The sequence below is a fragment of the Stenotrophomonas sp. HMWF003 genome, from assembly GCF_003061285.1.
Classification (GTDB): domain Bacteria; phylum Pseudomonadota; class Gammaproteobacteria; order Xanthomonadales; family Xanthomonadaceae; genus Stenotrophomonas; species Stenotrophomonas maltophilia_AP.
The window spans coordinates 1-1441 of sequence record NZ_QAIW01000153.1; the positions used below are offsets into that span (position 1 = coordinate 1).

3 protein-coding genes are annotated in these 1441 nt (G+C 68.7%); 1 reads left to right on the plus strand and 2 read right to left on the minus strand.

Translation table 11 applies throughout. The features are described from left to right. Both DBR34_RS05870 and DBR34_RS05875 read right to left on the minus strand, forming a co-directional pair. Positions 1–210 (minus strand): hypothetical protein (locus DBR34_RS05870; RefSeq protein WP_146186775.1); only part of this gene is annotated, 210 nt, incomplete at its 3' end. Positions 211–453: 243 nt separating this feature from the next. After that, entirely contained in the window at positions 454–708 is a 255-nt protein-coding gene (locus DBR34_RS05875) for a hypothetical protein (protein ID WP_128096075.1), read from the minus strand. Positions 709–785: 77 nt separating this feature from the next. Between DBR34_RS05875 and DBR34_RS05880 the strand changes: the two genes are divergently transcribed. Next, a partial coding sequence (locus tag DBR34_RS05880; protein WP_258223700.1) for a helix-turn-helix transcriptional regulator occupies positions 786–1441 on the plus strand: 656 nt, incomplete at its 3' end.

Here is a 1441-nt window from a genome sequence, read left to right on the forward strand (position 1 = left end):
CCGCCGTTCCCAGGACAATGTATCCAGCGCCACCAGCAGCGGCGGTTGGCGCAGACACCCCTTCAGCTCCGCGGGCTCCAGCGGCTCGGCGGGGAGATCGGCGAAGCAGGCGGCCGCCACCTGGGTGGGGTCGATGATGGCGTGGGTCTGCGCGAGGAAGCTGCGATGGCCCATGTCGATAGGCGCGTTGACGTGCGTGTCCAGGTCCATTGGAACTCTGCATCGGTGGATACAGGCAGGCTACGAGCGGCACTGGGCGTAGCGAAGAGCCAGAACCGACAATGCATCGCGGGCTTCACAGTTTTTCTATTTCGATTTGTGGATGGCTCGCAAGCTTCCATATGACATGCCTATCCATGGCACGGACGTGCTGCGCCCCGCAGCGCTGCGAGAGGTCGGAGCGCGATGAAACGCTAGGCACGAGTGGCATGCGGCGCTACGCGGGGAGCGCAGTCAGCGGTGCTGTTCCACCAGCTGCCGCAACGCGGCATCCTTCGGCACCAGCACGTCGAACAGGCCCAGGGCGTGCAGCCCAGGCAGCAGCGCCAGCAGGTCATGTTCGGCGGCGTTGCGCGCAGCAGCGTCCTGATCGGCATCGAGCAGGATTGTCGCGTTGGCCAGGAACGCGCCGACGCTGCCCTTGCGCACGGTGATGCCGGCGCGTTGCACATGGTCGTGGTCATCCGGCAACAGGTCTTCAGGTCGCATCGCGGCGCACTCCAACGGGGGGACGGCCAGTATCGAACCACCGCGGCGGCGGTTCTGTCGTATAACTGCCAACAGATATGGAAGATCCGACACACTCCGCCCTGCTCGACCCTGCGATGGCCGATGACCCCGCCGGCCCGGTGCTGTTCGCTGCCCGCAGCGTCCCGCGTGGCGGCAAGGCCGGTCCACGGCGCACACCGCGCCACCAGCATGCGCGCGGGCAACTGTTGGGCGCCGACAGCGGCCTGATGCAGATCGACGTGGGGGCCACGCACTGGCTGTTGCCGGCCGGCCACCTGGCCTGGATTCCGCCTGACCTGCCGCACGCGTTGCTGGCGCCACAGGGCTTCGAGGGGTGGAGCCTGTATTTCAACGCGGCCGCGAGCGCGCTGCTGCCCGACCAGCCCCGGATCCTGGCACCGGGGCCGCTGCTGCAGGCCGCCATCGCGCGCGCGCAACAGTGGCCGCCCGGTCCGTTGGGCGCTGCCCAGCGACGTCTTGCAGGGGTGATCGTGGATGAGATCGCCACCCACCCGGCGTTGCCGTTGGCCCTGGCACACCCGCAGGATCGACGGCTGCGACGTGTGGCCAGCGCGTTCGCCGCCCATCCCGAGGACAACCGCAGCGTCGAGCACTGGGCCGCGTTCGCCGGCCTGTCCAGCCGGACGCTCACCCGCCAATGGCAGCGCGACACCGGCATGGGGCTGTCGCGTTGGCGGCAACGGCTACGCGT